The 26355-nt window shown below is 61.9% G+C and carries 23 protein-coding genes; 12 read left to right on the top strand and 11 right to left on the bottom strand.

Translation table 11 applies throughout. From position 1 onward, the window contains the following. Positions 1–11 precede the first annotated feature (11 nt). From BHD08_RS01890 to pilG, 8 genes are all read right to left on the bottom strand, one after another. Positions 12–482: a chemotaxis protein CheW gene (locus BHD08_RS01890; RefSeq protein ID WP_125020623.1), complete on the bottom strand. Its 471-nt coding sequence runs from the start codon at positions 480–482 to the stop codon at positions 12–14. Beyond that, positions 479–1531, bottom strand: a complete 1053-nt coding sequence (locus tag BHD08_RS01885; RefSeq protein WP_125020622.1) for a chemotaxis protein CheB — start codon at positions 1529–1531, stop codon at positions 479–481. The genes BHD08_RS01890 and BHD08_RS01885 overlap by 4 nt, the downstream gene beginning before the upstream one ends. Then, a complete protein-coding gene (locus BHD08_RS01880) occupies positions 1524–8708 on the bottom strand; it encodes an Hpt domain-containing protein (protein WP_125020947.1) in 7185 nt (2394 codons plus the stop codon). Before BHD08_RS01880 ends, BHD08_RS01885 begins: the two co-directional genes overlap by 8 nt. A gap of 11 nt (positions 8709–8719) precedes the next feature. After that, positions 8720–9586: a CheR family methyltransferase gene (locus BHD08_RS01875; RefSeq protein WP_125020946.1), complete on the bottom strand. Its 867-nt coding sequence runs from the start codon at positions 9584–9586 to the stop codon at positions 8720–8722. Positions 9587–9646: 60 nt separating this feature from the next. Further along, positions 9647–11695, bottom strand: a complete 2049-nt coding sequence (locus BHD08_RS01870; RefSeq protein ID WP_125020621.1) for a methyl-accepting chemotaxis protein — start codon at positions 11693–11695, stop codon at positions 9647–9649. A gap of 76 nt (positions 11696–11771) precedes the next feature. Further along, complete coding sequence (locus BHD08_RS01865) at positions 11772–12308, bottom strand: chemotaxis protein CheW (RefSeq protein ID WP_125020620.1); 537 nt, start codon at positions 12306–12308, stop codon at positions 11772–11774. Positions 12309–12349: 41 nt separating this feature from the next. Beyond that, positions 12350–12715 carry a twitching motility response regulator PilH gene (gene pilH, locus BHD08_RS01860; RefSeq protein WP_003297216.1) on the bottom strand — a complete coding sequence of 122 codons (366 nt, stop codon included), beginning with the start codon at positions 12713–12715 and terminating at the stop codon, positions 12350–12352. Between the two features lie 43 nt (positions 12716–12758). Continuing rightward, positions 12759–13166 carry a twitching motility response regulator PilG gene (gene pilG / locus BHD08_RS01855; protein WP_003282729.1) on the bottom strand — a complete coding sequence of 136 codons (408 nt, stop codon included), beginning with the start codon at positions 13164–13166 and terminating at the stop codon, positions 12759–12761. Between the two features lie 236 nt (positions 13167–13402). Between pilG and gshB the strand changes: the two genes are divergently transcribed. The 7 genes from gshB to BHD08_RS01820 all read left to right on the top strand — a co-directional run bounded on the left by gshB (position 13403) and on the right by BHD08_RS01820 (position 19281). After that, the gene (gene gshB, locus BHD08_RS01850) at positions 13403–14353 is read left to right on the top strand and encodes a glutathione synthase (RefSeq protein WP_125020619.1); all 951 of its coding nucleotides are present in this window, start codon (positions 13403–13405) and stop codon (positions 14351–14353) included. An 87-nt stretch (positions 14354–14440) separates the two neighbouring features. Beyond that, positions 14441–15334 carry an energy transducer TonB gene (locus tag BHD08_RS01845; protein ID WP_125020618.1) on the top strand — a complete coding sequence of 298 codons (894 nt, stop codon included), beginning with the start codon at positions 14441–14443 and terminating at the stop codon, positions 15332–15334. 63 nt (positions 15335–15397) lie between these two features. Then, on the top strand, positions 15398–15967 hold the full coding sequence (locus tag BHD08_RS01840) for a YqgE/AlgH family protein (protein WP_125020617.1): 570 nt from the start codon (positions 15398–15400) through the stop codon (positions 15965–15967). Next, positions 15964–16392, top strand: coding sequence for a Holliday junction resolvase RuvX (ruvX, locus tag BHD08_RS01835; RefSeq protein ID WP_015275301.1), 429 nt, complete (start codon positions 15964–15966; stop codon positions 16390–16392). Before BHD08_RS01840 ends, ruvX begins: the two co-directional genes overlap by 4 nt. 22 nt (positions 16393–16414) lie before the next feature. Then, positions 16415–16927: a bifunctional pyr operon transcriptional regulator/uracil phosphoribosyltransferase PyrR gene (gene pyrR, locus BHD08_RS01830; protein WP_015275300.1), complete on the top strand. Its 513-nt coding sequence runs from the start codon at positions 16415–16417 to the stop codon at positions 16925–16927. A gap of 57 nt (positions 16928–16984) precedes the next feature. Beyond that, complete coding sequence (locus BHD08_RS01825) at positions 16985–18007, top strand: aspartate carbamoyltransferase catalytic subunit (protein ID WP_125020616.1); 1023 nt, start codon at positions 16985–16987, stop codon at positions 18005–18007. A gap of 2 nt (positions 18008–18009) precedes the next feature. Then, positions 18010–19281 (top strand): dihydroorotase, encoded by a 1272-nt coding sequence (locus BHD08_RS01820; RefSeq protein WP_177412631.1) that lies wholly within the window; start codon positions 18010–18012, stop codon positions 19279–19281. A 67-nt stretch (positions 19282–19348) separates the two neighbouring features. Here BHD08_RS01820 and BHD08_RS01815 read toward each other — a convergent pair whose 3' ends face one another. Beyond that, positions 19349–19744, bottom strand: coding sequence for a TM2 domain-containing protein (locus BHD08_RS01815; RefSeq protein WP_125020614.1), 396 nt, complete (start codon positions 19742–19744; stop codon positions 19349–19351). Positions 19745–19877: 133 nt separating this feature from the next. Between BHD08_RS01815 and BHD08_RS01810 the strand changes: the two genes are divergently transcribed. Together BHD08_RS01810 and BHD08_RS01805 are read left to right on the top strand one after the other, a co-directional pair. Then, positions 19878–21089, top strand: coding sequence for a putative DNA modification/repair radical SAM protein (locus BHD08_RS01810; protein ID WP_125020613.1), 1212 nt, complete (start codon positions 19878–19880; stop codon positions 21087–21089). Continuing rightward, on the top strand, positions 21089–21925 hold the full coding sequence (locus BHD08_RS01805) for a TIGR03915 family putative DNA repair protein (protein WP_125020612.1): 837 nt from the start codon (positions 21089–21091) through the stop codon (positions 21923–21925). The genes BHD08_RS01810 and BHD08_RS01805 overlap by 1 nt, the downstream gene beginning before the upstream one ends. Here BHD08_RS01805 and BHD08_RS01800 read toward each other — a convergent pair. Beyond that, entirely contained in the window at positions 21922–23067 is a 1146-nt protein-coding gene (locus BHD08_RS01800; protein ID WP_125020611.1) for a PilT/PilU family type 4a pilus ATPase, read from the bottom strand. The two genes, BHD08_RS01805 and BHD08_RS01800, sit on opposite strands and share 4 nt — an antisense overlap. A 59-nt stretch (positions 23068–23126) precedes the next feature. Further along, positions 23127–24161, bottom strand: coding sequence for a type IV pilus twitching motility protein PilT (gene pilT, locus BHD08_RS01795; protein WP_003303153.1), 1035 nt, complete (start codon positions 24159–24161; stop codon positions 23127–23129). A 66-nt stretch (positions 24162–24227) separates the two neighbouring features. Here pilT and BHD08_RS01790 point away from each other — a divergent pair, with 66 nt between their 5' ends. From BHD08_RS01790 to BHD08_RS01780, 3 genes are read left to right on the top strand one after another with little or no spacing between them, the layout of a single operon-like run. Then, positions 24228–24917: a YggS family pyridoxal phosphate-dependent enzyme gene (locus BHD08_RS01790; RefSeq protein ID WP_015275294.1), complete on the top strand. Its 690-nt coding sequence runs from the start codon at positions 24228–24230 to the stop codon at positions 24915–24917. A 10-nt stretch (positions 24918–24927) separates the two neighbouring features. Continuing rightward, positions 24928–25752, top strand: a complete 825-nt coding sequence (proC, locus tag BHD08_RS01785; protein ID WP_015275293.1) for a pyrroline-5-carboxylate reductase — start codon at positions 24928–24930, stop codon at positions 25750–25752. A gap of 9 nt (positions 25753–25761) precedes the next feature. Then, positions 25762–26352: a YggT family protein gene (locus tag BHD08_RS01780; RefSeq protein ID WP_015275292.1), complete on the top strand. Its 591-nt coding sequence runs from the start codon at positions 25762–25764 to the stop codon at positions 26350–26352. Positions 26353–26355 lie beyond the last annotated feature (3 nt).

Genomic DNA, 26355 nt, shown 5'->3' with positions numbered 1-26355 from the left:
ACCAGGCGTGATCAGATCAGGCCGGCATCGGCCAGTTTCTGTTCCAGGCCGACCAGATCGGGTATGCGCGCCTGTACATCGCCGAGGTTGACGGCATCGAGCTCCAGCGGCGCAAGCGCCACATCCGCACGCGCCAGGCTGGCATCGACCTTGATCGAGTGCGGAATGCCCTGCACCAGCAACGCAATGAACTTCACGTGATCACGCCCGCCAACCGCATTGAGCACGGCCACCCGGGCAGTGTTGCTCACCGGCTGCGCCTGGCCGTTGGACGCGGCTTCGAACGAAAGCAGCGGAAGGTTCAGGTCGCGCCATTGCACCTGCCCGAGAAACCATGCCGGCATTCCCTGCACCGCCTGTGGCGCGCGATAGGGAATCAACTCGGCGACGGCCACGTTGGGCATCAACAGCATCCGATCGGCAAGTGGCATCAGCAGCCCGGTAAGGCTTTCCGCATCCTGAGAAACGACCATCTGACTCATGAGTTATCCCGTTTAAAAGACGTGGTGGGCGTGCCGACCTGATTGACCAAATGATTGACCAATGCCTGAGCCAACTCGCGCGGATCACCGCTGTAGGAGCTGTAGCCGCCTTCGCGAAGGTTGTCCGGCATGCTCGAGCAGGCACAGGAGTCGGCACGCTGGGTCCAGACCTTGCCGCCCTGGCGCAGCACATAGGCGGCAGCGGCACTGCCGTCGCTGCCCATGCCGCTGAACGCGATGACGCCGCACCGCTCGCCAAACTGCTGAGCCAGATTCAGCATCATCTGATCGATCGACGGACTGTACGGCTCCGGCCAGCAGCGACCATTCAGTCTTGCATTGCCATCGCTGTCGAATCCAAGCTCCTCGGCGATGGGCGCGATGACCACTTCGCCACAACGCACTGGCTCCCCTGCCCTGACCTGGCGAACCTGCCACTGACTGTGCCGCCCCACGGCCTGGGACAGCGCCGATTCGAAACTGGCTTCGATGTGCTGGGCATAGATGAAGCCCACCGGAAGACCGCCGGGCAGCGCATCGAGAAACGCCTTCACCGCCTCCGGCCCGCCCAGCGAAGCCGCCAGCAGCCATACCTGACTGGCTGGCTCACCGGCCAGCAAGGCGGTATCGGCCAATAGTGGCGGGAGCGTCAGGCGTTCCGGGCGTTGCCCTTCGCCCTGCAGCACATCCAGACGCGGACCCACCGCGCGCGATGGATCGCCCACCAGACGCTTCAACTTGCTGAAAAGGCTGCGTTCCCAGCGTGGATAGAATTCCGAATGCCGCTCCGGCGCATGCCCTTCACCGAACAGCACCCGCGTGGTGTCTCGCTCAAGCAGCGCATCCACCAATGGCGAGTCCTCGGTCTGCGCCAGATCGACCAGCCACAGATCAGCTTCGGTGCTGTCCAGATCGGCAGGCTCAAGGCGCGCCGGGTCGTTGTTCAGCACCACCTGATAACCGCTGCCGGTCAACGCCTGCTGCAGCACGTGGCGCTGCAGCGAGGTATCGGCCAGAACCGCTATACGTGCGCAGAGGACTTCAGACATCGGCATGCACCAGCCGCTGAATCGCCTCGAGCAACACCGACTCCTGGTACGGCTTGCCAAGGTACTCATTGACGCCAATGCTCAACGCGCGATCGCGGTGCTTTTCGCCGGTACGCGAGGTGATCATGACGATCGGCAGATCCTTCAGGCGTTCATCGTGACGTACCAGCGTGGCAACTTCGAAGCCGTCCATGCGTGGCATTTCGATGTCCAGCAGCATGATGTCCGGCTTGCGCTCCTGCAGTTGCGTAATGGCATCCACACCGTCCTTGGCAGTCAGCACGTTCATGCCGTTGCGCTCCAGTAGGCGACTGGTGACCTTGCGCACGGTGACCGAATCATCGACCACCATGACCAGTGTCGGCCGCTCGCTTTCCACCTCGACCGGCTCATGAGTCTGATCGAACAAGCGCGGCTGTTGCAGCTGAGTGAGTTGATACGCATGCAGCACACGAATGGTCGCCAGCAGGTCGAGAATCACCACCACGCGACCGTCGCCGAGGATCGTCGCACCGGAGATCCCGTGGACGCCGGCGAACTGCGGGCCGAGGCTCTTCACCACGATCTCGCGAGAGCCGGCAAGGCTGTCGACCTGCACCGCAACGCTGTGCTCCTTCGAACGAACCAGGATCACCGGCAAGGGCAGGCTCTGCCCGACCAACTTCGGCTTCTGCCCGTTGTTCAAGAGATCGCCGAGATAACGCAGCTCGTATGCCTGCCCGGCATATTCGAAGCGTGGCGCGTCCGGCTGGTAGTAGGCCTCCAGCTCGTAGGGCGAGACACGCACGATACCTTCGATGGTATTCAGCGGAATCGCATAGAGATCCTCGCCGGAATACACCATCAGCGCCCGGTTGACGGACACCGTGAACGGCAGGCGAATCAGGAAGCGCGTGCCCTGGCCGAGGGTCGACTCGATGGTCATCGAGCCGCCGAGTTGCTTGACCTCCGAGTGCACCACGTCCATGCCCACGCCACGCCCGGATATCTGGGTAACACGCTCCGCCGTAGAGAAACCGGCTTCCAGGATGAACTGCAGAATCTCGTGCTCGGTAAGGTCGCTATCGGCCACCATCAAACCGCGTTCGATCGCCTTGCGCCGTACCGCGTCCAGATTGATACCGGCGCCGTCATCGGCCAGCGTCAGGACGATATCGCCCCCCTCGCGCGCTAGATCCAGGCGGATGGTACCCTGCTCGGGCTTGCCGACAGCCCGACGGCGCTCCACCGACTCGATGCCATGGTCGACGGCGTTACGCAGCATGTGCTCCAGCGGCGCGACGATTCGCTCGAGTACGCTGCGGTCCATTTCACCGGTGGCATTGCCGACCATGAATTCGACCTGTTTGCCGAGCTCACCCGCAACCTGCCGCACGATACGCCGCAGACGCGGAACCAGCCGCTCGAACGGCACCATGCGGGTACGCATGAGGCCTTCCTGAAGCTCGGTATTGACCCGCGCCTGCTGCAGCAGCAGGGTTTCGGCGTCGCGGTTACGCGCAGCCAGGGTTTCTTTCAGGTCGAGCAAGTCGGACGCCGACTCGAACAGTGCGCGCGAGAGCTGCTGCAACTGTGAGTGGCGGTCCATTTCCAACGGATCGAAATCGTCATAACCGGCGCGTTCGGCCTCGGCCTGATAACGGCTGAGGATCTGCGCCTGGGTTTCAGTATCCAAACGACGCAGTTGGTCGCGCACCCGCTCGATGGTCGCTTCCATCTCACCGAGGGTGAAACCCACGTCACTGACCTGCTGCTCGACCCGCCCGCGGAAGATCGATGTCTCACCGGCCAGGTTGACCAGACCTTCCAACAGTTCTGCAGGAACCTTGACCAACTCCTGCGGCGCGCGGCGCGCTGCCGCCTCCTGGGCTGCCAGCTGTGCACGTCGAATAAACGGCAACACCTTGGCCGGGCTGCTGCTCGGCGCGGGCTGGGTGCTGGCTGCGACGATCGGCTGCGCCCACATCAGCGGCTCGCTCGGCAGTTGCGGTTCGAGGTCCTGCGCTTCTGGCTGCGACACTTCGCTGCTATCGCTGCGTGTCTCACCGTCACTCGCCAGGTTCGCGCGAAGCTGCTCGACATCTTTCAGCAGCGCGTCGTAACCCTGCTGGACATCGAGGAACAGACTGTCCGGCCAGGGAGCGCCTTGCTGCTGAGCCTCACCAAGCATCTGCTCCAGATCATGGGCCATGTTGCCCAGGTCAGTCTGCCCAGCCAGGCGCGCTCCGCCCTTCAACGTGTGCAGCACGCGCAGCATGTCAGCCAGGGGCGCTGCGTCTTCACGGCCGGCATCCCAACGACCGAGTGCCGACTCCATTTCCTCCAGCAGATCATCGGCTTCCTCGACGAAAATATCGAGGATTTCAGCTTCGGCGGACTGCTGTGCATCGTCCTGAGCCGCCTTCAGCGAAACGCTGCTGGGAATGCTCAACTGCTCTTCGGGGTTATTGCGAAAACGCCGGATCGTTTCGATCAGGGCTTCACCGCTAGGAACTGGCTGGTGGGCACGCACGGCTTCGAGCATTTCCGCCAGGCGGTCCTGACAGGCCTGCAGCAAGCCGAACAACTCAGGACTGGCACGGTAGTTACCTGCACACAAGCCTTCGTAGAGGAACTCGAGTTCATGGGACAGATCGCCGATTTCGCGGATATCCGCCATCCGCGCGCCGCCTTTGAGGGTATGCAGATCCCGCTGCAGCGCCTCGAGCTCGAAGCTGTTATCGACGTCCGCCATCCACCGCTGCAAACCACCTGCAGCGCTTTCGATGAGATCGAAACCTTCTTCGAGGAATATCTCCACCAGCTCGGGATCACGCTCGACGTCGGTCTGTACCGGACTCGAAATGTCGTCGAACGACGCCGGCGTCTCCGCCACGTCTGGAAGGCTGAATTCGATTTCGTCGAGGTCTTCGACGAGCGGAGCATCGACAGCGTTAATTTCTTCCGCTACGGCTTGCCCCTGCGCCTCAGGTAAATCGTCCTCGCTTTCCACCAGCGAAATATCAAGCGAGTCCGAGGAAAGCGGCTCGTCCTGCGGCTGGTCGGTCTGGTATTCGATCGTGAGCAGTTCTTCGTTCAGGATCGGGTCATCGGCAGGGAGGGGCTGACTGGCGTCGTCCTCCTCCACAGACTCGAATACCGGCAGGACGCCTTGGCGAAAGGCTTGCATCGATTCGATCAGCGCATCGGCGCAACTCATGGGCGTTTCGCGCTGCAACTGCTCTAGCTGCAATGCCAGGTGGTCATGGCTTCGCTGTAGCAGAGTCGCGAGTTCTTGCGAATGGACGTAGCGACCGTCAGAAAGCCCTTCGTAAAGCGATTCCAGCTCATGCGCCAAATCGCCGATGGGGCGAATGGCAGCCATGCGGGCACCACCTTTGAGGGTATGAAGATCCCGCAGCAGAGCCGATAGAGCCATTTGATTGGCTGGGTCAGCAAGCCAGCGATCAAGCGCATGGCCAGCGCTCTCCATCAGATCGACCGCTTCGTCGAGGAAAATCTCGACCATCTCATGGTCCAGCTCGTCCTGCGCCTCGTCAGCGGGCGCATCTTCCATCGGCCAAGCTTCGGCTTCGGCTTCGGCTTCGGCCGGCAACAGTGTCAGTGGCGCTTCGATCGCTACTGCAACCTGATCCGGCTCGACTGATCGCTCAAAGGGTTGCTCCAGCGACAACGGATCAATGGCTTCGGCAAGCAGCGCCTCAAGCCGCGCGACCAGTTCCGACTGTTCGCTGACCTGCAGCGCGGCAGCGACCTGGTCCATCATGCCGACCAGTGCCTCGTGCCCTTGTTCGACATCGTCGAAGAATCGTTCACTGACCGCCAGCCGACCCTCCTCCACCACGGCGTACAAACGCAGCAGCACCTGACACAGCGCCTCCATCTGCGGCAGATCGGCCATCTTCGCGCCCTGCCCGAGCGTCGTCAGCTCCTGTAGCAGCGCCGATAGCTCCTGACGCTCGGCCGGATGCTCGCGCCAGCTGCGCAGCAAATCTTCAGCATCCAGCAGGATATCCATGCCTTCGGAGAGGAACAGCGCAATCATGTTCGGATCGCGAGTCTCACCCGCATCGTTGTGCTGACGGGCACCGGCTTCCACCAGCCTTGCCTGATGCAGCGCATGGACCTTGAGCAGAAATTCGGCGGCACCCTCGATCGGCGCCAACGGCTCATGGTCGAGATTGGTCAGCCCTTTGCGCAGCAGCAGCTCGGCTTCATGCAACAGTTCAGCTTCAGCCAGATCCATCTGAATCAGGTTGGTTTTGAACTCCTTGGCCATCTTCTCCAGCGGCGTTGCAATCTCCGCGACCGGCAGAATGCCGGCCATGTGCGCACTGCCCTTGAGCGTATGCAATGCGCGCTGCAGCGCATCGGTAACCGGCTGAGGGAGTCGCTGAGCGCAATCGGCAAGGAAACTGACCAGCGTAGTCAAATGCGCCTCGGCTTCGTTGCGGAAGATTTCCAGCAACTGAGGGTCGAGTGCGTCATCGTCGGCCGAGAAGGTCTCTGGGGACGAGTCTTCCGCTGGCGTCGCAGGCATCACCGCAGGCTGTGACAGCATCGCCGGCTGCCCCTTTGCCAGCGCATGCGCAGCCGCCGCCAGTTGATCGACATCGTCACGCTGACGCTGTGCCTTGGCCGCAAACTCATCGACCAAGGCAGGCATCAGCGCGATGACTCCGGTCACCACCTGCTTGACTGGATCGGTGACCTGGATGCTGCGATCCAGAACACGGTTGAGCAGATTCTCGATAGACCAGGCAAGCTCGCCAATGATCAGCGCACGCACCATTCGCCCACTGCCTTTGAGCGTATGGAAGGCTCGGCGGACTTCACCCAGCACCTCCTTATCTTCAGTATCGGCAAACCAGCGTGGCAACTGTTCGCCAATGGTCTCCAGTACCTCGGCAGCTTCCTCGATGAAAACCTCAAGCAGATCCTCGTCGACCGGCTCCTCGTCGTCGGGTGGCGGCAAGAGGCTGGGAGGGACATCCTGGGCTGGTGGATTTATGGCTGCGACCGGTGCCGCCATGACCTGTTCCAGGCTGAGCGCGGGCTCGGTCTTAGCAACCGACGAAGGCTCAGCTTCGCAATATTCCGGCAGCGTCACGTCAGGTAGATCGAGCTCGGCGACCTGTGCCTCGCTCCAGTCACTCAGGACGGGCTCATCATCCATGGGCAGCGGCCCAGGCGCCTGGACGTCGTCAGGCAGGCTGAAGATGATTTCTTCATCATCAGGCAGCTCTTCCAGCGTCCATTCGGAGCCGGTTTCAGTTTCTTCGTCGACGACGTCGGGGTGCGCATCAACTCCAAACAGTGCGTGCGGCTCGCTCGCAAGCTCGGGCTGTGTAACAGGCTGAAACTCATCCTGAGCGGCCGGGGCAAACTCGAACTCATCCAGAGCCGGCTCTTCGGGTAGCACTTCTATTTCATCCAGCGGTTCGACCAGATCGGCCACCACCGGCGCAGCCTCAGCGCCAACAGACCGTGCACTTCCAAGCGAATAGCCAAGGTTCTGCAGGCTTTCTTCCGCCACATCCAGAATCAGGTCACCTTGGGTACCGCAATCCTCGGACAGGCGCTCGAGGTAATACTCGACGCTGGTAATTGCATCAGCCAGGGTATCCAGACTCTGCCAATCTGGTACAGCCTTGCGGGCCAGGAGCTGGTCCTGGATATAACCATTGCACGCCTGCAGCAACGCTGCGGCGCGCTCCAGAGGGATCATCGCCAGACCGCCACGAACCTGCGTCAGCAACTCCGGCACCCGTGCAAGATGCTCATGGTTCCACTGGGACGCGATGAATTCGATGATCGCGTCCTTGGCCTGCTCCAGGCCATTACGCGCCTCACGAATCACCAGCTGGTGGATCTGAGCGACATCGGTGGTCGGCAGGTGGCTGGCTTCGTTGCGTTCCTCAACCGGGCCTCCAACCATGCCGGCCAAGGTAGCTTCTACGTACAGCAGGGCTCCGGCGATATCCATCAGCACAGCGTCATCAGGCGCCTGCCTACCCTGTGCGACGGACTGCACGAGGACGATCTGGTCGAGCACGATCTTGCGTGGTTGTGCGAAGCCAAGAACAGCCAAGGTGTCGGCGATCTGCTTGAGCGGCACTTCAAGGCTGGCGAGATCGCCAATGATCTTGCGATCGCTGCGCACGAACAGATCAAGACTGTCCTTCACTCGCACCAGTTCTTCACAAAGCGCAGCCACCACCGAGCGCATCGCACCGCGGTCCGGGCCTGCCAGTTGGGCACGCTCCTGATCGACCACGGCACTGTCCGGCAGAGCTTCGTCGAGGCGATATTGCTGCTTGAGCGACTGGATACGCGGCGTCTGCCCCGGCGCCTTGGCGACGTAGAACAGCAGGTTCTTGATCAGTTCATCGGGAGCAGCCTGATTCAGGCCATCGGCACCTTCCTCGACCAGCCGCTTGAGCTGCTTGTCGACCTGGCGCAACAGGGTGCGGACCGAAGTCCCGTGGCTTACCTCTCCGCTGGCCAGGCCCTCGACCATACCTGACGCGATCTGCCATAACGCTTCCAGTGGCGCATCCTTGCAGAGCACTTCCAATCGCGCGAACACCCGGGCCATGTAGCCCAGGTTGGTCGGCAAGTCCTGATTACGGATCACTCCGACCAGAGCTACCTGCAGCATCTGCCGCAACTTGCGCAGCAGCGCCGGCAGCTCATTGGTGCGCAGACGTTCGACCGATTCCTGGGGCAGCGCTGGAGCTCGCCCGGAAAGGTCAGGGGAAAAAAGACTGGTTTCGGAAAGAAGCTTCTCGCCGCGAGCGGCACGAAGATCGTTTAGCAGCGGGAGGACCACCATCGGCAGGTCGCGCCGGGCGCTCTGAATGCGATCCAGATAGACAGGCAACTGCAGGATCGCCTGCATCATGACCTCGAGCGCTTCGCCCTGGTTCGTGACGCGGCCCTCCAACAGCGCGCGGGCCAGCTGCTCCATTTCCTCGGCGAGCAAGGCTGCACCAAAGAACTCGACCATCTGCAGAGTGCCATGGACCTGGTGCACGTAGGTCAGGCAAAAGCGCATCCGAGTTGGGTCCTGAGGGTTCTCGACGAACGCCTCCAAGGCCTGACGCGCCTGCTTAAGCGTCTCGGCAATTTCGCCTTTCACCCACTCCAGGGCGACATAATCGTGCCGATCACCCATAGCGACTCCGCTCATAAACTTTTCCGGGTAAAAGCCAGAACCTGATCGTTGGCCACCGGAAGCAATTCCGGATGCTGCCAACCAACCACTTCACCTACGCCAATCACCAGTAATCCCCCCGGGGCCAGGCAATCCGCCAGGCGATTGAGGATTTCTCGGCGACGCCAGCGGCGGAAGTAGATCAGCAAGTTCTGACAAAAAATGACGTCCATGCCGGACACTGGCGAGTTGGCCAGCTCCAGCACATTGAGCCTGGCAAAGCACACACGCGCAGCCAGACCGGGAATGATTTGAAAACGGGCATCGGGCAGCGGTAGGAAATAGCGCTCACGCAGCGGCGTCTCGACCTGCTCCAGTTTGCGAGCGCCGTAGATTCCGGCACGGGACTTGGCCAGGGCGCTCAGACTGATATCGGTTCCGGTAACGCCGAAGCCACCATTGAACTCCCGTCCGGCCAGTACCTCCGCAGTCGCCATGGCCAGCGAAAAGGTTTCTTCGCCGCTAGCGCAACCTACACTCCACAAGGCCAGGGGTCGCTCGAGCGTGCTCTGCTCCACGCGCTGCCGTAGATAGGCGTCGAGTAGTTCAAAAGAAGCAGGGTGCCGAAAGAAACGTGTTTCCTGCACGGTCAACCTGTCCATGAGCGTCGACCACTCAACCGCACCACGGGGACCAGAGGTGACCTGCCGGTAATAGCTGGCGTAGTCGGGAGCACCAACCTCGCGCATGCGAGCACTCAGATTGGTCTGCAGGAAGCTGCGCCTGCGTTCGCTAACGACCATGCCGGAGCGCTCTTCGAGGAGCGTCTGCCAGTCATGGAACTCCGTCGGCGACATATCGGCCAAGGGCTCCAATGCCCAGTCAAACCTCGGCTGCATGCCCTGCCCCTCGCTCGTGATCATCGGCGGCAGCCATTAAATGACTGCCGCACCCTCAAATCAGGCCTGATCCGGAGCATCCGGCAGGGTAAAGCCGGAAACGGAATGGCGCATCTCGTTGGCCATCTTGGCCAAATTACCGATGCTTTTCGCCGTTGCGGTAGTACCCGATGAGGTCTGCGAGGTGATCTCCTGGATCACGTTCATGGTGTTGGAGATGTGACCAGCCGACGAAGCCTGCTGGCGGGCCGCGTTGGAGATGTTCTGGATCAGCGCCGCAAGCGTCTTGGATACCTTTTCGATCTCTTCCAGCGCCACACCGGCGTCCTGCGCCAGACGCGCACCGCGCACTACTTCCGAGGTGGTCTGTTCCATCGAGATGACCGCCTCGTTGGTGTCGGTCTGAATGGTCTTCACCAGCGCCTCGATCTGCTTGGTCGCGGCCGAAGAACGCTCTGCAAGGCGCTGAACTTCGTCGGCTACCACCGCGAAGCCTCGACCTGCGTCGCCAGCCATGGATGCCTGGATTGCCGCGTTAAGTGCGAGGATGTTGGTCTGGTCAGCAATGTCGTTAATCAGGCTAACGATGTCACCGATCTCCTGAGACGATTCACCAAGACGCTTGATTCGCTTGGAGGTGTCCTGAATCTGCTCGCGGATATTGTCCATGCCGGTGATGGTGTTGTGCACCACCTCATTACCCTTGTTGGCGATTGCTACGGAGCGCTCCGCTACCGCCGAGGACTCCGCGGCGTTGGCCGATACCTGGTCAATGGAAACGGCCATTTCGTTGATTGCCGCGGAGGCGCCGGCGATCTCTTGGGCCTGATGTTCGGAGGCCTCAGCAAGATGCATGGCTGTCGCCTGGGTTTCCTGGGCTGCACCCGAGACCTGAACCGCGGTCTGGTTAATGGTGGCTACCAGTTCGCGCAGCTGGTCGATGGAGTAGTTGATCGAGTCAGCGATCGCACCGGTGAAGTCTTCGGTTACCGTGGCGGCTACTGTCAGGTCACCGTCAGCGAGATCGCCGATTTCGTCGAGCAGTCGCAGAATCGCGGCCTGGTTACGCTCGTTTTTCTCCGCAGTTTCGCTAAGGCGGCGACGCGCCTCCTGAACCATCACCAGACCGATCAGGATGATGGAAGCCAGCGCCAGGGCACCGAGCACATAACCAAGAATGGTGTTCAGGTAACGGGCATCGGCACGGTTCTGCAGGCCTTGAGACAGCGCGGAGGTCTTGTCCAGCAGGGTCTGAGAGACTTCGAAGATACTGTTCGCCGACTCGCGCACTTGGAACAGCTCGGGTGACGTTTCGAGAATCTCATCCACCGAGCCAGATACGAACTGGAAGAGTTCGGCAATCTCGGAGAGACGATCCCGTGCCTCGTCATCGGCTACAGCGGTGATACCCATGGCGACGTTGCCTTCGATCATCGCGTTCAATACGCGACCGAACAAACTGGCATCACGGCCGAACATATCCGCCGCCTGAACCGAGTCCTGGTCACCGGAAAGGACCTTGTTTACCGAGCCGAGAATACGTTCGGCCAGCAACGACTGGCGCTGGGCCACCGAAACCTGAGCAGCTGGCGCACCACTTTCCAACAGAATATCGACGACTTCCTCGTACTCGACCTGCAGCTGGGGAATGGTTTCGGCCAGAGTACTGGCGACCTGGTGCAACGAAAGTACGGTCTGTTCGCTGGATAGGATGGCGTCGGTATCTCGACGCAGCGTGTTCCAGTCCTGCTCCACCGCGTTGACTTCCGTGCGCAGCGACTCAGGCACGGCGGGTAGGCCGATGCTTTCGTTGCCTTGCGCCAGATAGCCCCAACGCTGGTTGAAGTCGTTACGGGCCTGCTTCAGAGAAGCGAACGCGTCCTGGGTGCCCGTTGCCGCTTCCACGGCATCCTTGGCGATCTGCTGGGACAGTACGCGCAGCTCTCCCGCGTGAGCAATATATTCGTTGTCGTGATCCGCCTGCGTATTGACGTACGCGAAGTTCGCGAACAGCAATACGATCGAAACGACCAACACGACGAACAAACCGGTGGTCAGCGTGTTGCTGCGCACCCCGCTCAGTAGAGCATTAGCATTTATTTTGATCATTATCCGGCCCCCGCCTGGACCCCCGTGCGCTTCCATCCAAGAACCAAAAGGCCGACCTCGGTCGACCCACCTACAACTAAAAAGCGACGTCTAAAAACGCCTGATGCGTCGCCAGCGCGTGCGGGCTGAAGACCAGCCAGGGCTGCTCGCGCTGAAACACACCATGAATAAATGGCTGAATCGATGCTTCGATCGGAGGCAACTCCTCCGAAAAAGCTTCTACCGGGAAGTGTTGCATGCCGAAGACTTCGTCAACGGTAAGGCCGGCAAACACTTCCTGATGATCGACCACCAGCACCCTGCGCTGCTTGCGCAAAGGTGAAAGCTCCAAGCCGAAATAGCCGCAAAGATCCATCACCGGCAATAGCCTGCCGCGGACATTTGCCACCCCCTTGACCCAGCTCTTGACGCCCGGAAGCAGGGTGTAACGAGGCTCATGAAGAATTTCGCCGACCTCGCCCATTGGAGCGACGAACAAACGCCCTCCCATTCGGAAGCCGACCCCCCCCCAGGTCTGTACGGCTTCCTGTTGAGAAGGCAGGCCCGCCGCGTACCGGCGGCATCGCTTATCTAGCTCCAGCAGCTGCTGAAACGGCGTTTGCATGTCAGCCATGCTGGCCACGTCCCTTTGTCCGAGTGTTGGCTACCCCGGCGTCAGCCCGCCAGAACGGCATTCAGGGTTTTCAGCAATGTGGCTTCGTCCACCGGCTTGGTCAGGTAATCCTTCGCCCCTTGGCGCTTGCCCCAGACCTTATCGGTTTCCTGATCCTTGGTGGTAACGATGATCACCGGAATGTGACTGGTTTCAGAATCTTTGGTCAGCTGACGCGTGGCCTGGAAACCATTCAGCCCCGGCATGACGATATCCATCAGCACGGCGTCCGGTTTTTCCTGGCGCGCCAGCGCAACGCCGTCGGCACCGTTCTCGGCTTTCAGCACCACATGGCCGTGCTTCTCCAGCATGGCGGTGAGCTTGTACATTTCGGTCGGCGAATCATCAACAATCAGAACGCGAGCCATGATTTCTCCATAGGAAGGCTTCAGCGGCAAACAATGCCGAACTTCAGGATGCTTGCTCCACCGGCGCGAAGTCAGGGACATGAGCCTTGATCGCACCGAGCAGCTCTTCTTTGCTGAACGGCTTGGTGAGGTATTGATCGGAGCCGACAATACGCCCTTTCGCCTTGTCGAACAGGCCATCTTTGGAAGACAGCATGATGACTGGCGTCGACTTGAAGGAGCTGTTGTTCTTGATCAATGCGCAGGTCTGATATCCGTCCAGCCTGGGCATCATAATATCGACGAAGATGATGCGGGGATGAGTATCCGCAATCTTGGCGAGCGCATCGAAACCGTCAACTGCGGTGATCACATCGCATCCTACTTTCTTCAGCAGGGTTTCAGCGGTGCGACGAATCGTTTTCGAATCGTCGATCACCATGACCTTCAAGCCCTCGGAGTGCTGTTCCATTTCGCCCTACCATCGCCTCGGTGAGTCGTAGTTTATCGTTATGTCAGTGCGCCGGAGGCCCTGCCACCGATGGGCTGCACCCAATCGCCGGACCTTTTTAGCACACTCCTCATGCACGCGCTATCAACCGGAAAAGCATCCGGATTTTCCTTGACCCAGTGCACAACCACGGCCAATCTGCAGCGACATTTTGAGCCACTGGCGGCCCGCTGCCGCCCACTGCCGGAGAACACCTCATGACCGTTCGCGTCGGGATCATCATGGACCCTATCGCGCAGATCGCCTTCAAGAAGGACAGCTCGCTGGCCATGCTGCTGGCGGCTCAGGCGCGCGGCTGGACACTGTTCTATATGGAGCAACGCGACCTTTATCAGCTCGGCGACCAGGCTCGTGCACGCATGTGCCCGCTACGGGTATTCAACGACCCGCAGCACTGGTTCGAGACGGATGAGGAAATCGACGCAGCCCTAGCTGACCTGGACGTGATCCTCATGCGCAAGGATCCGCCCTTCAACAGCGAGTACATCTACGCAACCTATCTGCTGGAGCTGGCGGAAAAGGCCGGAACGCTGGTAGTCAATCGCCCGCAGAGCCTGCGCGACTGCAACGAGAAATTTTTCGCCACGCAATTTCCGCAATGCACGCCTCCCACACTGGTCAGTCGGCGCTCGGACATTCTCCGCGAGTTCGCCCGCGAGCACCGTGACATCATTCTCAAACCCCTCGACGAGATGGGCGGTGCCTCGATCTTCCGTCATCGCGAAGGCGACCCCAACCTGTCCGTCATTCTCGAAGTGCTGACCGAACACGGCAGCAGGCAGATCATGGCGCAGCGCTACGTCCCGGCTATCAAGGACGGCGACAAACGCATCCTGATGATCGACGGCGAGCCGATTCCGTATTGCTTGGCACGAATTCCCGCAGCGGGTGAAACGCGTGGCAATCTCGCCGCGGGCGGCCGAGGTGTGGCACAACCGCTATCCGATCGTGATCGTGAGATCGCAGCAATCGTCGGCCCGGAGTTGCGTAAGCGCGGCCTGCTGTTTGTCGGCCTGGACGTAATCGGCGACTACCTCACCGAAATCAACATCACCAGCCCCACCTGCATCCGCGAAATCGACAACGCCTTCGATACCCGAATCGGCGAGCGCCTCATGGACGCGATCGCGGGCAAGCTGCAAGCTTGAACCAGCTAACAGCTTTGAGCTTGGAGCTTGCGGCTCCCAGCTCAAAGCCGGCAGACTGCGCGGCACTTCGAGCCGACCCGACCTGCGATGAACGCCGCTATCCGCCAACCTGCGCCTGAAACCACCCGAGTCCGCCCGGCGGACCGGCTCGGCTTCACGCTTTTTTTAGCTGCCGCATTGCACCTGGCCCTTATTCTCGGCCTGGGCTTCACGCTGTCCGAACCGAAACAGATCAGCAAGACGCTGGAAATCACTCTGTCAACGTTCAAGAGCGAGGAAAAGCCCAAGGAAGCAGACTTTCTCGCTCAGGACAACCAGCAGGGCAGCGGCACGCTGGAGCACAAGGCGTCGCCAAAGACCACCGAGCAGGCGCCTTTTCAGGACACCGAGGTGCGCAAGGTGACGCCACCGGCAGCACCACCGCGCAGCACGCAACCGGAACCGGCGAAAACAGTCGTCACCACCCGCAGCCGGCAGCCGGACAAGGCTGATACCAAGCAGCAGACCCAGCCGCAGCCCGAGCCGCAGGCCGCTCCGGCGTTCGACAGCTCTCAGCTGAGTGCCGAAATCGCCAGCCTCGAAGCTGAGCTGGCACATGACGTCGAGCGCTACGCCAAACGGCCGAGGGTCAGCCGGCAGAATAGCGCTGCCACCATGCGCGATATCAGCGCCTGGTATCGCGATGAATGGCGCAAGAAGGTCGAGCGCATTGGCAATCTCAACTACCCGGACGAAGCGCGTCGCCAGCAGATCTACGGCAGCCTGCGCATGCTGGTGACCATCAACCGTGACGGCACCGTACAAGAGTTGCGCGTGATCGAGTCCTCCGGGCAGCCGGTGCTCGACGAAGCCGCGCTACGAATCGTGCGTCTGGCCGCGCCCTTCGCGCCGTTTACCGGGGAACTGGCGCAGAAATTCGATCAGGTCGAGATCATTCGCACCTGGCGCTTCGAGCGCGGCGACAAGCTTTCCAGCCGCTGACCATCGCTGGACCAACCGTCGCACCTGTAGCCGGAAAGCAGAGCAACGCTTAAGCTAGCGCGCATGAAAAGCACCGCGCCCAGTTACCTCAAGCATCACTTTCTGATCGCCATGCCGCAGATGGCCGATCCGAACTTTGCCCAAACGCTGATCTACCTCATCGAGCACGGCGCAGAGGGCGCCATGGGCCTGATCATCAATCGACCGAACGGACTCAGTCTGGCCGATGTGCTGGAACAGCTGCGCCCAGACGAACCGATTCCATCGCTGTGCCAGAACCTGCCGATCTTTTCCGGCGGCCCGGTGCAGACAGACCGCGGTTTCGTCCTGCATTCTGCCGATCAGCAATTTCAGGCCACGCTGGCGCTCGGTCCGCTCGGCATGTCCACGTCACAGGACGTGCTGTTCGCCATCGCCGATGGCCAAGGCCCCGCCCGGCATTTCATCGCCCTGGGCTACGCCGGCTGGGAAGCCGGGCAGCTGGAGGCCGAACTGGCTGACAACACCTGGCTCAGTTGCCCGGCGAGCACGGAAATCCTCTTCGATCTGCCCTATGACCAGCGCCTGAACGCAGCGGCCGCATCGCTGGGCGTCGACCTGCGCCTGCTCAGCACCCAGGTCGGCCACGCATGAGCGCGCCTCGATTGCTACTCGGCTTCGATTACGGCACCAAACAGATCGGCGTTGCCGTCGGCCAGATGATCACCGGGCAGGCGCGCGAACTCTGCGTGCTCAAGGCGCAGAATGGCGTGCCGGACTGGCAGCAGATCGAGGCCTTGATGCGTGAGTGGCAGCCGGATGCGCTGGTCGTCGGCCTGCCCCTTAATATGGATGGTACGCCAAGCGACATGAGTGCCCGAGCCGAAAAGTTTGCGCGCCGGCTCCATGGACGCTTCAACCTGCCGGTACACACCCACGACGAGCGCCTGACCACGTTCGAAGCCAAAGGCGAGCGCCTGCGCCAAGGCCAGCATGGCGGCTACCGCGACCGCCCGGTGGATGCCCTGGCCGCAGCTCTACTACTGGAAGGCTGGCTGAGCGATCACCCCGCCGCCTGATCCGGACCCTGAAGGAGATCTCATGATCCTGCCCAACCCCGAACAGCTGCTGCCCGAGATGGTCGCCGCACTGAAGCAGTACCTGAGCGACCGTGACATCCAGGAGCCACGTTTCATCGGCATTCGTACCGGCGGCGTCTGGGTCGCCCAGGCGATCCTAGCGGCGCGAGCGCAGAACGAACCGCTCGGCATCCTCGACGTCTCCTTTTATCGCGATGACTTCACCCAGAAGGGTTTGCACCCCCAGGTTCAGCCATCGGAACTGCCATTCGAGATCGAAGGGCAGCACCTGGTTCTGATCGACGATGTGCTGATGACCGGCCGCACCATCCGAGCCGCGCTCAACGAACTGTTCGATTACGGTCGCCCCGCCAGCGTGACGCTGGTCTGCCTGCTCGACCTGAACGCCCGCGAACTGCCGATTCGCCCAGACGTAGTCGGCGCCACTCTGTCGTTGGCGCCGGAGCAGCGCATCAAGCTGATCGGGCCGGAGCCCCTGGCCCTCGAGCAACAGACGGAAACCAGCCCCTCCTGAGCGAGTCGGTAGCTTCCGCACTACAGTCCATCTCTAGCCGACCACCGAGATCCTGCGATGACGCCCACCGACGCCAAGCGCCCGCTACAGCTGAACGACCAAGGCCAGCTGCGCCACTTCCTCTCCCTCGACGGCCTGCCCCGCGAGCTGCTAACGGAGATCCTCGACACCGCGGACTCATTCCTCGAAGTCGGCGCTCGGGCCGTGAAGAAGGTTCCGCTGTTGCGCGGCAAGACGGTCTGCAATGTGTTCTTCGAGAACTCCACACGCACCCGCACGACCTTCGAACTGGCGGCCCAGCGCTTGTCGGCAGACGTGATCACGTTGAACGTGTCGACCTCCTCCACCAGCAAGGGCGAGACCCTGACCGACACCTTGCGCAACCTGGAAGCCATGGCCGCGGACATGTTCGTGGTGCGCCACGCCGATTCTGGTGCCGCGCACTTCATCGCCGAGCATGTCAGCCCCCAGGTCGCGGTCATCAATGGCGGCGACGGGCGCCATGCACACCCGACCCAGGGCATGCTCGACATGCTCACCATCCGCCGGCACAAAGGCAGCTTCGAGAACATCTCGGTCGCCATCGTCGGCGACATCCTGCACTCGCGGGTGGCGCGCTCGAACATGCTGGCGCTGAAGACGCTTGGCTGCCCGGATATCCGCGTCATCGCACCGAAAACCCTGCTTCCCGAGGGCATCGAACAGTACGGCGTGCGCGTGTTCACCGACATGAACGAAGGCCTGCGTGACGTCGATGTGGTGATCATGCTGCGCCTGCAGCGTGAGCGCATGCAGGGCGGCCTGCTGCCCAGCGAAGGCGAGTTCTACAAACTCTATGGCCTGAACACTCAGCGCCTGGCGCTCGCCAAGCCCGACGCCATCGTCATGCACCCTGGCCCGATCAACCGCGGCGTGGAAATCGAGTCCGCGGTGGCAGACGGCCCGCAATCGGTGATCCTCAACCAGGTCACTTACGGCATCGCCATCCGCATGGCAGTGCTGTCCATGGCAATGAGCGGGCAGACTGCGCAGCGCCAGATCGATTCCGAATCCGTATCCGTATCCGAGGAGCAGCAGTGATGGTGGCAATTCGAATCCTCGGCGCGCGCGTGATCGACCCCGTCAGCGGGCGTGACGAAGTCGCCGATATTTTCCTGCAACATGGCAAGATCGCCGCCATCGGCCAGGCCCCGGCTGGTTTCGAAGCGCAACGGACGATCGATGGCCAGGGACTGATCGCCGCACCCGGCCTGGTCGATCTCGCCGTGGCGCTGCGCGAGCCTGGCTACAGCCGCAAGGGCAGCATTGCCAGCGAGACCCTCGCAGCAGCGGCCGGCGGCATCACCAGCCTGTGCTGCCCGCCGCAGACGCGCCCGGTCCTGGACACTGCGGCAGTCACCGAGCTGATCCTCGATCGTGCCCGCGAGTCGGGCCACGCCAAGGTATTTCCCATCGGTGCGCTGACGCGCAATCTGGCTGGCGAGCAGCTGTCGGAACTGGTCGCGTTGCGCGAAGCCGGCTGCGTCGCTTTCGGTAACGGCCTCACCGAATTTGCCAGCAATCGCAACCTGCGCCGCGCCCTGGAATATGCCGCCACCTTCGATCTGACGGTGATCTTCCACTCTCAGGACCGCGACCTGGCCGAAGGTGGGCTTGCCCACGAAGGCGCCACCGCCAGTTTCCTCGGCCTGTCGGGAATCCCCGAAACCGCGGAGACCGTAGCGCTGGCGCGCAATCTGCTACTGGTGGAAAAGTCCGGCGTTCGCGCTCATTTCGCCCAGCTGACCAGCGCCCGTGGCGCGGAAATGATCGCTCAGGCACAGGCTCGCGGCCTGCCGGTAACCGCCGACGTGGCGATGTATCAGCTGATCCTCACCGACGAAGCGCTGCATGGATTCTCCAGCCTGTATCACGTACAGCCGCCACTGCGCAGCGCAGCGGATCGCGATGGTCTGCGCGAGGCGGTCAAGGCCGGCGTGATCTCGGCGATTTCCAGCCATCACCAGCCACACGAAACCGACGCCAAGCTGGCCCCGTTCGGCGAAACCGAACCGGGTATCAGCAGTGCCGAAATCCTGCTGCCACTGGCACTGACATTGGTGGACGACGGCCTGCTCGACCTGCCGACCCTGCTGGCGCGCCTGACCAGCGGCCCCGCCGCCGCGCTGCAACTGCCCGCCGGCAGGCTGCAGGCCGGTCAGGCCGCCGACCTGGTGCTGTTCGATCGACACAGCTCGACCCTGGTTGGCGAGCGCTGGTATTCCAAAGGCCGCAATTGCCCGTTCATGGGCCACTGCCTGCCGGGCTCGGTGCGCTACACCATCGTCGACGGCCACGTCAGCTTCGAAGGCTGAAGCGCCAGATCTGTGCAGGCTGGACATCGATACGTCCATGCCTGCCAGAAGTTTCTGCCCTACTCCTTCAGCTCCGCGCCAGGTTGCGCTCGGATATCTGCGAATTCAGCGTCCAGAAGTCGTAAAGCACACCGATGAAAAACAAACCGCCGGTGAACAGGTAAATAATCCCCGTGATCCACTTGCCCTGATACATGCGGTGTACGCCGAACACACCGAGAAAGGTCAGCAGTATCCAGCCGACCGTGTAGTCGATGGGCCCCGGCTGGAAGCGCATGTCCGCTTCACGATCCATCGATGGAATCAGAAACAGGTCGATGATCCAGCCGACGAAAAACAGGCCGAGGGTGAAGAACCAGATGGTGCCGGTGATGGGTTTGCCGTAGTAGAAGCGATGGGAACCGAGAAAACCGAATATCCACAGGAGATAGCCGATCAGCGTGCTATGGGTGTTCTGCTGCATCCGAACCTCGATGTGCGCTTGATGAGTGATGTCCAGCTTATCCGATAATGCGCCTGAACCGCCCCGCCAGACGGCCCTTGATGCAATGCATCGACGTGATACTGTATATACGAACAGTATCACGGTCACCGTCATGCAATTGATCGACAAACTCAGCGTGCTTGCCGACGCCGCCAAGTACGACGTCTCCTGTGCCAGTAGCGGCGCACCGAAGCGCAGCTCGAAGGGCAAGAGCGGGTTGGGCGCTACCAATGGCATGGGCATCTGTCACAGCTTCACGCCGGATGGGCGCTGCGTGGCGCTGCTGAAGATCCTGCTGACCAACTTCTGCCTGTACGACTGCCAATACTGCGTCAATCGCCGCTCCAGCGATGTGCCGCGGGCGCGCTTCACGCCCGAGGAAGTGGTCAGCCTGACGCTCGACTTCTACCGGCGCAACTGCATCAGCGGCCTGTTCCTCAGCTCCGGCATCATCCGCTCGGCGGACTACACCATGGAACAGCTGGTGCGGGTTGCCAGGCTGCTGCGTGAGGAGCACGAGTTTCGCGGTTACATCCACCTCAAGACCATTCCCGACGCCGACCCGCTGCTGATTGCCGAAGCCGGCCGCTACGCCGATCGGCTCAGCGTGAATATCGAGCTGCCAACCGAAACCAGCCTGATCCGCCTGGCACCGGAAAAGCAGGTGCTGACCATCAAACAGACCATGCACACCATTCACCAGGGCGAAACCGAAGCCAGCGCGGAGAAGCGCGCGCCGCGCTTCGCACCCGCCGGGCAGAGCACGCAGATGATCGTTGGCGCCGACAACACCGACGACAGCACCATCCTGCACACCGCCCAGTCGCTGTACGGCAGCTATCGCCTGCGCCGGGTCTACTATTCGGCCTTCAGCCCGATTCCGCACAGCCCCAACACCGTGCCCTTCGCGGCACCACCGCTGATGCGTGAGCACCGGCTGTATCAGGCCGACTTCCTTATGCGGGGCTACGGCTTCAAGGCCGGCGAACTCCTCGCTGGCCCAGGCAACCTCGCGCTGGATATCGATCCGAAGCTGGCCTGGGCGCTGGCCCATCGCGACCAGTTTCCAGTGGATCTTAACCGCGCCGAACCGACGATGATCGCGCGCATTCCCGGAATCGGCATGCTCAGCGCGAAACGGCTGGTGGATCTGCGCCGGCAGAAGCGCATCCGCTTCGAGGATCTGACCCGTCTACGCTGCTCGCTCGAGAAAGCCAAACCCTTCGTCATCACTCAGGATTACCGGCCAAGCCTGGCAGGGCAGGAGTCGGCCATGCTGCGCCAGCACCTGCGCGACACGCCCGCACAACTGGCGCTCTGGTAATGCTCACGGTGCGCTTCGATGGAAGCTTCCAGGAGTGGCGAAGTCGCGCTCGGACGCTGCTGCAGAGCCACGTCGCACCACATGAAGTGAACTGGGCCAGCGACGATGAATCGACGGGGTTGTTCGACGATCCTTCGCCTGCACCGTCAACGGAATGCGGACAGCGGATTCGCGTCCCGAGGCAACTGCTGGACGAGCTCGAAATGGCGGCGCGCTATCGCACCGAGCAGCGCTGGAGCCTGCTGTATCGCGTGCTTTGGCGGGTCGCCCAAGGCGATTCAAGTGCGCGAATGGTCGGCGACATCGATGGCAGCGAGCTACATGGTCGAATCAAGGCAGTCCGCCGTGAGGCCCATCATCTGCATGCCTTTCTGCGCTTCAGCCCACTGCAGACCAGTGATGGACCGCAGCACGTCGCCTGGTTCGAGCCCGCGCACGACGTACTGCCCTGGGCGGCCGGGCATTTCGCCGAACGGATGGGTGGCAACCGCTGGCTGATCGCGACCCCGGAAGAAGCGGTTTGCTGGGATGGCCAGGAGATGTATTACATCCGACCCTGCCCACCTCAGTGGCGGCAGCTGGCGCAGAACGCCGCGGACCCGGGCGGCGAGCTATGGAAGGCATATTACGAAAGCACCTTCAACCCGGCCCGCTTGAACCGCGGCGTACTGGAGAGCAACCTGCCAGTGCGTTTCTGGAAGAATCTGCCCGAAGGCATGTTGATCCCGCAGTTGATGAGTCGCGCGCGGGCCGGTGCGCAGCGTGACGGCCAGGCCGAGCGCGTCGCCGCGAGAAGCGGAAAGCGCATCGGCCGTGAGGCAAAACCGGCCGACTAGCGGAAGCTGCGGCCCGGATCGTCGTCGCTGACCTCGAGGCTCAGGCCCTGCGACACGCTGGTCAGATGTTCGCCATCGGTTTCCGACCCCAGCTTGATCAGCAGCCGCAGGTCGTTGGCCGAATCGGCGTGCAGCAACGCATCTTCGTAGGTGATCTCGCCCTGCACATAGAGGTTGTACAGCGCCTGGTCGAAGGTCTGCATACCCAGCTCGGTGGAACGCTTCATCAGCGACTTGAGCTCATGCACCTCGCCCTTGCGGATCAGATCGGCCGCCAGCGGCGTATTGATCAGCACCTCGATCACCGCACGGCGCCCCTTGCCGTCAGGCGTCGGCACCAGCTGCTGGGCGACGATGGCCTTGAGGTTGAGCGACAGATCCATCCACACCTGGTTGTGCCGGTCAGGCGGGAAGAAGTTGATGATGCGATCCAGCGCCTGGTTGGCGTTGTTGGCGTGCAGGGTCGCCAGGCACAGGTGACCGGTTTCGGCGAACGCTACGGCGTAGTCCATGGTTTCACGGGTGCGGATCTCGCCGATGAGGATCACGTCCGGCGCCTGGCGCAGGGTGTTCTTCAAGGCCACCTCGAACGAGCTGGTGTCGATACCGACCTCGCGCTGGGTGACGATGCAGCTCTGATGCTGGTGGATGAATTCGATCGGGTCTTCGATGGAGATGATGTGCCCGCTGGAATTCTTGTTGCGGTAGCCGATCATCGAGGCCAGCGAGGTCGACTTGCCGGTACCGGTGGCACCGACGAACAGCACCAGCCCGCGCTTGGTCATCGACAGCTTCTTGAGGACGTCCGGCAGCTTGAGTTCTTCGATGGTCGGAATGTTGGTTTCGATACGCCGCAGCACCATGCCGGCGAGGTTGCGCTGGTAGAAGGCGCTGACCCGGAAACGGCCGATACCGCGGGCGCTGATGGCGAAGTTGCTCTCGTGGTTCTCGGTGAACTCGCGGCGCTGCTGCTCGTTCATCACGCCGTGCACGGTCTCGCGGGTCATTTCCGGCGACATCGCCGTCTTGCTCACCGGCATGATCTTGCCGTTGACCTTCATCGAAGGCGGTACGCCTGCCGTGATGAACAGATCGGAGCCGCCCTTTTCCACCATCAGGCGCAGAAGTTTCTCGAATTCCATCGTTTTACTCGCAATCGTGGCAAGCGCCGCGTCGGGCGGCGCCAGGGGTTGTCAGGCGTTTAGAAGTTCTCTGGCTGCTTGGCCTTTTCCTTCGCGCTGTCTCGCGAGATAAGCCCTTTGGCGAGCAGTCCCTTGAGGCATGAGTCGAGGGTCTGCATGCCCAGCGAGCCACCGGTCTGGATCGAGGAATACATCTGCGCCACCTTGTCCTCGCGGATCAGGTTACGGATCGCCGGCGTGCCGATCATGATCTCGTGAGCCGCCACACGGCCGCCGCCGACCTTCTTCAGCAGCGTCTGCGAGATCACCGCCTGCAGCGATTCGGAAAGCATCGAGCGGACCATGGACTTCTCTTCGGCCGGGAACACGTCGACCACGCGGTCGATGGTCTTCGCCGCTGAGGTGGTGTGCAGGGTGCCGAACACCAGGTGACCGGTTTCCGCAGCGGTCAGCGCCAGGCGGATGGTTTCCAGGTCGCGCATTTCGCCGACGAGAATGATGTCCGGGTCTTCACGCAGTGCCGAACGCAGCGCCTCGGAGAAGCCCAGGGTGTCGCGATGGACCTCACGCTGGTTGACCAGGCACTTCTTCGACTCGTGGACGAATTCGATGGGGTCTTCGATGGTGAGGATGTGGTGATACTTGGTGTTATTCAGGTAATCGAGCATCGCCGCCAGAGTGGTCGACTTGCCCGAACCGGTCGGCCCGGTGACCAGTACCAGCCCGCGCGGCACATCGGTGATCTTGCGGAACACCTCGCCCATTCCCAGGTCTTCCATTGTCAGCACCTTGGAGGGAATGGTCCGGAACACCGCGCCGGAACCACGGTTCTGGTTGAAGGCGTTGACCCGGAAGCGCGCCACGCCCGGCACTTCGAAGGAGAAGTCGGTTTCGAGGAACTCCTCGAAATCCTTGCGCTGCTTGTCGTTCATGATGTCGTAGATCAGCGCATGCACCTGCTTGTGGTCCATGGCCGGCAGGTTGATGCGCCGCACGTCGCCATCGACGCGGATCATCGGCGGCAGGCCGGCGGAAAGGTGCAAATCCGACGCACCCTGCTTGGCACTGAAGGCCAGCAGTTCTGTGATATCCATGGGACTCCCCAATTACAAGCAAGCAGGTAGAATGCCGCGCAGACCCCAAGGCGGCGGGCGCAAGTAATGTCCACGATAGAGAAGAATATTGCAAAGGTCGCAGCGCGCATCCGTGAGGCGGCGCAAGCTGTGGATCGCGACCCGGCCACGGTCGGGCTGCTGGCAGTGAGCAAGACCCAGCCGGCCGCCGCCATTCGCGAAGCTGCGGCTGGCGGCATCCTCGATTTCGGCGAGAACTATCTGCAGGAAGCGCTGGACAAGCAGGCCGAGCTGAGCGACCTGTCGCTGGCCTGGCATTTCATCGGTCCCATCCAGTCGAACAAGACCAAATCCATCGCCGAGCGCTTCGACTGGGTGCACTCGGTGGATCGCCTGAAGATCGCCCAGCGCCTGTCCGATCAACGTCCAGCCGAACTACCACCGCTGAATATATGCCTGCAGGTGAATGTCAGCGGCGAGGCGAGCAAGTCCGGCTGCGCGCCAGAAGAGTTGCTACAGCTGGCGCAGGCCGTCGCCGCGATGCCGCAGCTGCGCCTGCGTGGCCTGATGTGCATTCCCGCACCGAGCGAAGACCCCGCCGAGCAGCGCGCCGCCTTCGCCCGCCTGCGCGCATTGCGCGATGAACTGCCACTGACGCTGGATACGCTGTCCATGGGCATGAGCCAGGATCTCGAAGCGGCGATCGCCGAAGGCGCGACCTGGGTCCGCATCGGTACCGCACTGTTCGGTGCTCGTGATTACGGGCGCCCTCAATAAAGGAATTGCTATGATCTCTCCCCGCATCGCCTTCATCGGCGCCGGCAACATGGCCGCCAGCCTGATCGGCGGGCTGCGCGCCCAAGGTGTCGCCGCTGAAGCCATCCGCGCCAGCGATCCAGGCGCCGAGCAGCGCGCGAAGATCAGCGCCGAGCATGGCATCCAGACCTTCGCGCAAAACGCCGACGCGCTGGCCGGCGCCGATGTGGTGGTGCTTTCGGTCAAACCTCAGGTCATGCAGAGCGTCTGCCGCGATCTGGTTCCCCATCTGGATCACGCCCCCTTGATCGTCTCGATCGCCGCTGGCATCAGCTGCGACAGCTTGCAGCGCTGGCTGGGGCCGCGTCCGCAGGCGATCGTGCGCTGCATGCCGAACACCCCGGCATTGCTGCGCCAAGGAGTAAGCGGCCTCTTCGCCAATGCCCAGGTCAGCGCCGAGCAAAAGCAGCAGGCCGAGCAACTGCTGTCGGCCGTCGGCATTGCGCTGTGGCTCGAAGAGGAACGCCTGATCGACGCAGTGACGGCAGTTTCCGGTAGCGGCCCGGCCTATTTCTTCCTGCTGATCGAAGCGATGACCGCCGCCGGCGAGCAGCTCGGGCTGCCCCGCGATACCGCCGCGCAACTGACCATGCAAACCGCGCTGGGCGCAGCGCGCATGGCTTGCGAAAGCGATGTCGATGCCGCCGAACTGCGGCGTCGCGTCACCTCGCCGAACGGAACCACCGAAGCGGCGATCAAAGCCTTCCAGGCCGGCGGCTTCGAGCGACTGGTGCAGCAGGCGCTAAACGCCGCCGCACAACGCTCGGCCGAGCTGGCCGAACAACTGGGCCAATAAGGAGCATTCATGTCCCAACTCTCGCAAGCCCTGATCCTCGTCATCCAGACCTTGGGCAGCCTTTACCTGCTGATCGTGCTGCTGCGCTTCATCCTGCAACTGGTACGCGCCGACTTTTACAACCCGCTGAGCCAGTTCATCGTCAAGGCGACCCATCCGCTGCTGCGGCCGATGCGCCGCATCATTCCGAGCATGGGCACGCTGGACCTTTCCTCGCTGATCCTGGCGCTGATCGTGCAGATGGTGCTGATGACGCTGATTCTGCTGATCGCCTACGGCACCACCGGCAATCCGTTGCTGCTGTTGGTCTGGGCGCTGATCGGCATCACCGGCCTGTTCCTCAACATCTTCTTCTGGGCGCTGATCATCAGCGTCATCCTGTCCTGGGTAGCACCCGGCAGCCACAACCCGGGAGCACAGCTGGTCAGCCAACTCTGCGAACCGGTCCTGGCGCCGTTCCGCCGCCTGCTGCCGAACCTCGGCGGGCTGGATATCTCGCCGATCTTCGCTTTCCTGACGATCAAGCTGCTGGACATGCTGGTGGTGAACAACCTGGCCACCATGACCCACATGCCCAACATCCTGCGCATGCTTATCTGAGAC

Origin of the sequence: Pseudomonas sp. SCT, assembly GCF_003864275.1 — a bacterium.
GTDB classification, from domain to species: domain Bacteria; phylum Pseudomonadota; class Gammaproteobacteria; order Pseudomonadales; family Pseudomonadaceae; genus Stutzerimonas; species Stutzerimonas stutzeri_AE.
Note: the sequence above shows the minus strand (reverse complement) of the source record. Positions and strands in the feature narration are given on the sequence as shown.

What these genes read in the sequence shown, in the direction of transcription:
- BHD08_RS01890 (WP_125020623.1), bottom strand. Translation starts at nt 482, where the DNA reads ATGAGTCAGATGGTCGTTTCTCAGGATGCGGAAAGCCTTACCGGGCTG.
- BHD08_RS01885 (WP_125020622.1), bottom strand. Translation starts at nt 1,531, where the DNA reads ATGTCTGAAGTCCTCTGCGCACGTATAGCGGTTCTGGCCGATACCTCG.
- BHD08_RS01880 (WP_125020947.1), bottom strand. Translation starts at nt 8,708, where the DNA reads ATGGGTGATCGGCACGATTATGTCGCCCTGGAGTGGGTGAAAGGCGAA.
- BHD08_RS01875 (WP_125020946.1), bottom strand. Translation starts at nt 9,586, where the DNA reads ATGCAGCCGAGGTTTGACTGGGCATTGGAGCCCTTGGCCGATATGTCG.
- BHD08_RS01870 (WP_125020621.1), bottom strand. Translation starts at nt 11,695, where the DNA reads ATGATCAAAATAAATGCTAATGCTCTACTGAGCGGGGTGCGCAGCAAC.
- BHD08_RS01865 (WP_125020620.1), bottom strand. Translation starts at nt 12,308, where the DNA reads ATGGCTGACATGCAAACGCCGTTTCAGCAGCTGCTGGAGCTAGATAAG.
- pilH (WP_003297216.1), bottom strand. Translation starts at nt 12,715, where the DNA reads ATGGCTCGCGTTCTGATTGTTGATGATTCGCCGACCGAAATGTACAAG.
- pilG (WP_003282729.1), bottom strand. Translation starts at nt 13,166, where the DNA reads ATGGAACAGCACTCCGAGGGCTTGAAGGTCATGGTGATCGACGATTCG.
- gshB (WP_125020619.1), top strand. Translation starts at nt 13,403, where the DNA reads ATGACCGTTCGCGTCGGGATCATCATGGACCCTATCGCGCAGATCGCC.
- BHD08_RS01845 (WP_125020618.1), top strand. Translation starts at nt 14,441, where the DNA reads ATGAACGCCGCTATCCGCCAACCTGCGCCTGAAACCACCCGAGTCCGC.
- BHD08_RS01840 (WP_125020617.1), top strand. Translation starts at nt 15,398, where the DNA reads ATGAAAAGCACCGCGCCCAGTTACCTCAAGCATCACTTTCTGATCGCC.
- ruvX (WP_015275301.1), top strand. Translation starts at nt 15,964, where the DNA reads ATGAGCGCGCCTCGATTGCTACTCGGCTTCGATTACGGCACCAAACAG.
- pyrR (WP_015275300.1), top strand. Translation starts at nt 16,415, where the DNA reads ATGATCCTGCCCAACCCCGAACAGCTGCTGCCCGAGATGGTCGCCGCA.
- BHD08_RS01825 (WP_125020616.1), top strand. Translation starts at nt 16,985, where the DNA reads ATGACGCCCACCGACGCCAAGCGCCCGCTACAGCTGAACGACCAAGGC.
- BHD08_RS01815 (WP_125020614.1), bottom strand. Translation starts at nt 19,744, where the DNA reads ATGCAGCAGAACACCCATAGCACGCTGATCGGCTATCTCCTGTGGATA.
- BHD08_RS01810 (WP_125020613.1), top strand. Translation starts at nt 19,878, where the DNA reads ATGCAATTGATCGACAAACTCAGCGTGCTTGCCGACGCCGCCAAGTAC.
- BHD08_RS01805 (WP_125020612.1), top strand. Translation starts at nt 21,089, where the DNA reads ATGCTCACGGTGCGCTTCGATGGAAGCTTCCAGGAGTGGCGAAGTCGC.
- BHD08_RS01800 (WP_125020611.1), bottom strand. Translation starts at nt 23,067, where the DNA reads ATGGAATTCGAGAAACTTCTGCGCCTGATGGTGGAAAAGGGCGGCTCC.
- pilT (WP_003303153.1), bottom strand. Translation starts at nt 24,161, where the DNA reads ATGGATATCACAGAACTGCTGGCCTTCAGTGCCAAGCAGGGTGCGTCG.
- BHD08_RS01790 (WP_015275294.1), top strand. Translation starts at nt 24,228, where the DNA reads ATGTCCACGATAGAGAAGAATATTGCAAAGGTCGCAGCGCGCATCCGT.
- proC (WP_015275293.1), top strand. Translation starts at nt 24,928, where the DNA reads ATGATCTCTCCCCGCATCGCCTTCATCGGCGCCGGCAACATGGCCGCC.
- BHD08_RS01780 (WP_015275292.1), top strand. Translation starts at nt 25,762, where the DNA reads ATGTCCCAACTCTCGCAAGCCCTGATCCTCGTCATCCAGACCTTGGGC.